Raw genomic sequence first — 530 nt, forward strand, 5'->3', positions numbered from 1 at the left:
TACGGCAGCGGCCACTTGCTGGCGATGAAAGTCGACGACATCGAACTGCTCAGCTACCAGCGCGACGACCTGCATCGTGAAATCACCCGTCACCAAGGCAACAACCTGCAACAGCGCCAGAGCTGGACGCCCAACGGCCAGTTAAAGGAACAGACCGTAGCCCTTACCGGCTCAAGCACGCGCCTGCTGGTGCGCAACTACCGCTATGACGATGCAGGGCAACTGACCGACCTGCACGACAACCGCCGTGGCGACATCAACTACCGTTACGACCCGCTCGGCCGCCTACTCGGAGCCAGCAGCCAGTACAAAGAAGAAACCTTCGCCTTCGACCCGGCCAGCAACCTGCTCGACCCCAAGGCTCCGCGCCGGCCTATCCACCACCCGCCGCCCAAGCTCCTCGATAACCTGCTGCGTGACTACGTCGGCCAGCACTACACCTACGACGCCCGCGGCAACCTGCTTGAACGCCTCGACAACGGCAAAAAAGCCCGCTTCACCTGGGACCTCTACGACCGCCTGACCCGCTA

At 62.5% G+C, this 530-nt stretch carries 1 pseudogene; it reads left to right on the top strand.

Annotated features, from left to right (window positions below):
• Nucleotides 1-530 (top strand): annotated as a pseudogene (locus GHO32_RS26190) (RHS repeat protein); the annotation flags it as partial.

Source organism: Pseudomonas sp. FSL R10-2189 (assembly GCF_009600325.1).
Taxonomy (GTDB): domain Bacteria; phylum Pseudomonadota; class Gammaproteobacteria; order Pseudomonadales; family Pseudomonadaceae; genus Aquipseudomonas; species Aquipseudomonas helleri.